Consider the following 6,524-nt stretch of genomic DNA (forward strand, 5'->3'; position numbering starts at 1 on the left):
CGCTGTTACGAGTGCTTTTAATTTAACGCCGTAGTTACCGCAAATTTTACTTTGCCGCCGCCGCTCGCGTAATACGTTTTTGAAATGGGATTTTACGCAAATTGTGTTTAAAATGGATTTAACTTTTTAAATTTAAAAGCAGCGGAGTAGCTTAAATTTATAACTATCCAAATGCCATTACTATAAGCATTAAAAACGTTTATTTTTGGTTTTTAAATTGAGCTGTTTTTAGTAAATTTTGCTTACAAATTTTGTATAATTTTTAAGATTTTATCTCGAAAAGAGGAGCGAGTATGAGATTTATCGTTATATTGTTTTTGGCGGTCGGCAGCTGTTTTGGAGGCAATATAACCGACTTTCAAAGCTTGGAAAAATTTATCAAAGACGGGCAAGCGAAAGGATATTTTCCTAAAAAGATTTTAGTGACGCAAGGATTTGATACCACCGTATTAGAAGATGTGAGTTTAAATTTTAGCAAAACCATATATTGGGATATAAATTCTCGCTGCAACCAAAACGCAGACGAAATCATTATAGCCAAAAGCGATACGAGGCACTCTATAATTTGCCCCGGAAATAACAACGTCTATATTTTGACGGGCGGCAGAAGCGATGTAGAAGACCCATGGGGAAACGATATTTTTGTAATGGGCGAGAACGATGATAAAATTTCAAAAAGCTGGGGTACGAATATATTTATATTCGGCAAAAGATGGGGGCACGATAAGATAGAAATTGGCGATTCTAGGATAAATCCGGCGTCAAACCCTGAATACAAAAACGAATTTCCTTACGAGTTTAGCCACTTTTTCATCTTTGATAGCGGGGTTAAAAAGGATGATTTAGTTTTTAACTTCAACAAGATAATAAATTTAAAAACAAACGACTCTATAGAACTTACGGATTTAAATGGTATAAATTTGATTTTTAAAGACGAGCCGGGTAAATACTACGGCACAAATTCATTAAAGGAGATTTACGACAAAAACTTTTTCGTTACGCCTAAGACTGAAGAGAGTTTGAGCGCGGATGAGATACAAACGCTGCTTCACAAAACGGCATATTCAGACAACGCCGAAGATGCTAAAAAATACTGCGAAATGGGCGGCGATCCGAATTTTAAAGGTCATGAAAATACCACTCCCATCGAAATGGCGGTAATGTTAGGTAACGAAAATTCGCTTCGCGCGATGCTAGAGTGTGCAAAAAGACTGACCGATAGCGCGATGATGATGAGCGTATTCGGAAGCCAACACGACGATGAGAAGAGTTTTAGGCTCGTAAAGCTTTTGGAAAAATACGGCGGAAATTTTAAAGCAAAGGATAGGGATGGCTGCTCCATGGTAAATTATGCGGCAAGTTCTCATAGTCTAGAAATCGTAAAATATCTAGTAGAAAGAGGCGCCGATCCAAAAGCTAGATGTTCTCATAACCAAAGCGTAACTCCATCGGATTGGGCAAGGAAAAACGAGGATAAAAGAGTATATGAGTATCTAAAAAGCCTAGAAGCTGAATAAAAGGTATGCTAAATGGCCTTTTATAACCTGCTTTAAATCAGCGCGATAAAATTATTGGCATTTTTTGATGCTGATAGCAAGGCGCAGCAAGCTTTATGATATCGATTTGGCTTATGGCTGCAGCGACGCAACTTATTTATATGCCATCTAGAATGGGCGGCATATCGGACTCTCTAGAGCACCAAGATTTGCGGCTATGCCAAAAGGCTTTAAGTTTTCGGAGAAAATTTTATTTTGTGTTATTTTTGCCAAAAATATATAATTTAATCCAAAATTTATATACACTTCGCTATTATCTCATTTTTAATTTCGCGGCCCACTCGTCTAGTGGTTAGGACGCTGGCCTCTCACGCCGGTAACAGGAGTTCGAATCTCCTGTGGGTCACCATTTCATCACTTAAAATCAATTAAAATTTTCTATCATTCAGCTGTCTGCCCTTGAAATTTAAGACCTCATTTGATTTTGTAGTATGTTGATTAAAATTTCATCATATTTTTACCGAGGCTAATTGATCTAGAATGAAAGTCGCGCGAATTAAAATTTAGATCAAATTGTAAAATTCACGGCTAAATCCTACCGCTGCTTATATTTTCCAGATTGCGCAGCCTGTTCCAGTTCTGCTCGTTTTGTAAATTTCTCATATTCTGTCGCTGTTGCATCTGCCCCAGCTGCTGCTGCGATTGCTGTTGCATTAGGCTTTGCTGCGTGGCGATATACCTCTCCTGTGCTCTTTGCTGGGCTTGCGCGCTATTCTTTGCGAATAAATTAAGCGTATCTTGCGACGCTGCTTGCTCTTGCGCCGCACGCGCGACTTCGGCATCAATCTTTTGCCGCTTCGTGCAGCGGTTTAGCTGCTCCTTGCTTAGCGGGTTTGCGACATCGCATCTGCTCGCGCCTGTTGCAAATAAGGCCTCCTTGCCGTCCTGCGAGAGCGGCGAGCAACCGCAAAGCAATACGACTAAAATCAAGGCAGAGGAAAATTTTAACTTCATAGCCGCCTCTTAAATTTTATCTTCAATTCCCGACCGCCTCTAATCCGCACCCTTTGCGAGGTCGAATCCGCACTGCGCCACAAGCACCTTATCGCTTGCGATGCTATCGCCGGTGGTGGTTAGGAAATTGCCCGTAAGCGCCGAGTTGATGCCGCATCCAAGCGCCGTGCGCACGTGCTCGCCCAAATTTCGCCTGCCGCCTGCGAAGCGCAGATACGCGCGCGGCAAGATGAAGCGGTAGATCGCGATCGATTTTAAAATTTCATCGTGCGCCAGCGGCGCGGCGTCTTGCAACGGAGTGCCCTTGATCGGGGTCAGGATATTGATCGGCACGGAGCTAACGCCCAGCTCTCGCAGCTGCAGCGCCATATCGATGCGATCCTCCATGCCCTCGCCCAACCCGAAAATCCCGCCGCTACATACGTCAAGCCCCACGGCGCGGCAGTTTTGTATCGTTTGGATGCGGTCATCGTAGCTGTGCGTCGTGCAGATCTGCGGATAAAATTTGCGCGAAGTCTCGAGATTGTGATGATAGGTCTGCACGCCGCTTGCTTTAAGCAGCGCTAGCGCGGGCTTTGAAGCGATCCCTAGCGAGGCGCACAGATGCAGCCGCGTTTCACTACGCAGCCGCTCATAGATCGCGCAGTATGCCCTCAGATCGGAGCTTTTTTGAGAAATTCCGCGCCCGCTGGCGACGAGCGAGAAGCGGTGCGTCTGCTCGGCTTCGTTTGCAAGCGCGGCGCTTAGCACCTGCTGCTCGCTCAAAATTCCGTAAGTCTCGCAGCCCGTGTCAAAATGCGCCGACTGCGCGCAGTATTTACAGTCCTCGCTACAGCGCCCCGATTTTACGTTTATGATCGTGCAGAGATTAAATTTATCGCCGCAAAACTCGCGCCTGATCTCATCCGCCGCCGCAAAAAGCGCGCCCAAATCCTCGCATCGCGCCAGCTCTAGCGCCTGCTCCTTTGTAATCTCACAGCCCGCCGTCACGCGATCTTTCAGCTCAGAAACATAAAATTTGTCTATCAATACTTAGCCTTTTTGAAAAAAAATGCGTAATTATACAACGCTAAATTTAAAGCAAAGCTCGCGTGTGAAATTTAGGCGCAGGAATTTTGCGCTAAAAATTTCACGCGGAATTTTATACCCTTGCTCGCCGATTTTGTGCCTCGATTTTTGCAGACGGCTCGTCTGCGGCATCTGCGCGTGATTTATCGTTTTGAAATTTTATTTTGGCTAAAATTGCGGCTTTAAATTTAAAGGCAAAAAATGAAATACGATGTTATCGTTGTGGGCGGCGGGCACGCGGGTATCGAGGCAAGCTTGGCCGCCGCAAAAATGGGCGCAAAGACGCTGCTAATTACGATCTTAGCCGAACAGATCGGCGCTGCGAGCTGTAACCCCGCAATCGGCGGCCTTGCTAAGGGACATCTGGTAAAGGAGATCGACGCGCTGGGCGGTCAGATGGGGCTTGCGGCGGATGCGTGCGGGCTGCAGTTTAGAATTTTAAACGAGAGCAAAGGTCCAGCCGTGCGAGGCTCGCGCGCTCAGATCGATATGGATGAATACCGCATCTATATGCGAAATTTGCTGCTAAACACGCAGGGGCTGGACGTAAGTCAGGAGATCGCGAGCGAAATTTTAACCTGCGAGCAGGATGGTGTCCCGCGCGTTTGCGGCGTTAAGACCCATCTTGGCAACGTTTATGAGACCGAGCATCTGATAATCACCGCCGGTACCTTTTTAAACGGGCTAATTCACGTGGGCGAGAACAAGCTGCAAGCAGGGCGCGTGGGCGAGCTAGCAAGCGTTGAGCTAGCCGAATCGCTACGAAGTCTGGGGCTGCAAATGGGGCGGCTAAAGACGGGCACCTGCCCAAGGATCGATGCCAAGACGATCGATTTTAGCGTGCTTGAGCGCCAAGACGGCGACGTGGATCCGCGCGCTTTTAGCTTTCGCAGCAAAAATTTTGCGCCGAAGCAGCTTGCTTGTTTCATCGCTTATACGAACGAGCGCACGCACGAGATCATCCGCGAAAATTTCGCCCGCGCGCCGATGTTTACGGGGCAAATTTCAAGCACCGGCCCGCGCTACTGCCCGAGCATCGAGACTAAAATTTATGAATTTCCAAATCGCGACCGCCACCACGTCTTCGTCGAGCCGCAGACGCGTGAGGCTACGGAGTACTACGTAAACGGCCTTTCTACGAGCCTTCCTTACGACGTGCAGATTGCGTTTTTGCGCACGATCAGGGGCTTTGAAAATGCTAAAATCGTCCGCCCGGGCTATGCGATCGAGTACGATTTCATCGATCCTACCGAGCTTAAACACAGCCTCGAAACCAAAAAGATCCGCGGGCTGTTTTTGGCAGGTCAGATCAATGGCACCACCGGCTACGAGGAGGCCGCGGCGCAGGGGCTGATGGCGGGCATCAACGCCGTGCTTGATTTGCGCGGGCGGCAGCCTCTGATTTTGCGTAGAGATGAGGCGTATATCGGCGTTTTGATCGACGATCTGGTTACCAAAGGCACGAATGAGCCTTACCGAATGTTTACTTCGCGCGCGGAATTTCGCCTGCTGCTGCGCGAGGGCAATGCCGTGCTGCGCCTAAGCGAATACGGCCGCGGGATCGGACTTTTAGACGAGGCTAGCTACGAGCGGGCGAGCAAATTTAAGTTTGATGTGCAGAGTGGAATGGAATTTTTGCTAAAAACGCAGATTACCCCTTCGAAACAGACGCTTAGCCTGCTGCAAAGTATCGGCGCAGAGCCCATTTCGCAAAGCTGTAGCTTGCAAAAAATCGTAGCCAAAAGCGGTTTTTCAAAGGCGGGTCTGCTCGCTCTGGCGCCGCATTTTGAGGGCTTTAGCGATGAGGTTTTGGATGAAATTTTAACGCAGTGCAAGTATCATTTCTACATCGCGATGCAGCGCGCAGAGGTCGAGAGGATGAAGGGACTGCTGGGTGTCGCGATCCCGCCGCAGATCGATTTTAGCAAGATCGGAGGGCTTAGCAACGAGATCGTGCAGAAGCTAAATCGATTTGCGCCGCCGACGCTTTTTGCCGCGAGCGAGATCAGCGGCGTAACGCCCGCCGCGATCGATATTTTGCACATATACATCAAGCAAAATTTTGGCTTGAAATAAGCTGCGCGTCTGGCGTGAGAAAGCCGTAGTAGAATTTTACTACACAGGCAAAATAGGAATGAGCATGCAAGATGAGTTAAATTTAAGCCTGAGAAAATTTGCAAGAGACTACGACAAAGAGCCGCTAGTCATCAAAGACGAAACTAATCAAGTCATAAAAATTTCGATTATTTTGATGCTTGCGTTAATGGCTTTCGGAATTTTAAGAAACGTATTTTTTGGCGGCAACTCCGATATATTTAAAATTTCATTATGCTTTTTGCTCGTCATAGGCAGGAGAAAATTCGATATGAATTTCTATAGAAACGCTTATGTCTATTTTTATAATGATAAAATCGTCAAGAGAATTGACGGTAACATTTTTGCGGAAATTGCGCCGCGTCAAATACGAAAGCTTCACAAAACAGTATCCTACGCGCTTCCGATACATTACGGGCTAGATAGCGTCGGCGGTAAATCAGGCATAATATTTCTTGTCATTATCATGGCGGCGATGTTTGTAGTGCTGCCCGTAGCGACATCTATTTTTATAATTTTAGCGACGATCTGCATGGTGCTTTTGCCTCAGATCATTTTTCACTTCGGAGGGGGCGTCGATAGCGTTTTTGATATGATATTTTTACAGGGCAAAAACGGTTTGTTTTGTAATTTTATGATCAGCAATCCAAGCGATTACGCCGAGTTGCGTAGATATTTCAAAGCTGTTTGCAACAAAAATTTAGACCTAGCCGAAAAGAAAATCACGGCGCTATTTGAAGTGAGTAAATTGGAGATAAATTTATTAGCTAAATTTATCACGGAGCGCAACAAAAAGGGCGATACTTAGAGTTAAATTTGGATTTTAGCAGAGCCGGCAAAGTTTATAAAATT

At 46.4% G+C, this 6,524-nt stretch carries 5 protein-coding genes and 1 tRNA gene; 4 read left to right on the plus strand and 2 right to left on the minus strand.

All coding sequences use genetic code 11. The features are described from left to right. The first annotated feature begins 293 nt into the window (after positions 1-293). Both Q0537_RS07250 and Q0537_RS07255 read left to right on the plus strand, forming a co-directional pair. Positions 294-1,517, plus strand: a complete 1,224-nt coding sequence (locus Q0537_RS07250; protein WP_299226541.1) for an ankyrin repeat domain-containing protein — start codon at positions 294-296, stop codon at positions 1,515-1,517. A gap of 313 nt (positions 1,518-1,830) precedes the next feature. Then, positions 1,831-1,905 (plus strand) — tRNA-Glu (locus tag Q0537_RS07255). 179 nt (positions 1,906-2,084) lie between these two features. On the opposite strand, the gene Q0537_RS07260 is transcribed toward Q0537_RS07255, so the two are convergent. Continuing rightward, entirely contained in the window at positions 2,085-2,510 is a 426-nt protein-coding gene (locus tag Q0537_RS07260) for a hypothetical protein (RefSeq protein WP_299226544.1), read from the minus strand. Between the two features lie 39 nt (positions 2,511-2,549). Next, complete coding sequence (gene bioB, locus Q0537_RS07265; protein WP_299226547.1) at positions 2,550-3,539, minus strand: biotin synthase BioB; 990 nt, start codon at positions 3,537-3,539, stop codon at positions 2,550-2,552. 240 nt (positions 3,540-3,779) lie between these two features. Here bioB and mnmG point away from each other — a divergent pair, with 240 nt between their 5' ends. Then, entirely contained in the window at positions 3,780-5,654 is a 1,875-nt protein-coding gene (gene mnmG, locus Q0537_RS07270; RefSeq protein ID WP_299226550.1) for a tRNA uridine-5-carboxymethylaminomethyl(34) synthesis enzyme MnmG, read from the plus strand. A 64-nt stretch (positions 5,655-5,718) separates the two neighbouring features. Beyond that, positions 5,719-6,480 (plus strand): hypothetical protein, encoded by a 762-nt coding sequence (locus Q0537_RS07275; protein WP_299226553.1) that lies wholly within the window; start codon positions 5,719-5,721, stop codon positions 6,478-6,480. The last annotated feature ends 44 nt before the right edge of the window (positions 6,481-6,524 follow it).

It is taken from the genome of uncultured Campylobacter sp. (assembly GCF_938017775.1).
GTDB lineage: Bacteria > Campylobacterota > Campylobacteria > Campylobacterales > Campylobacteraceae > Campylobacter_B.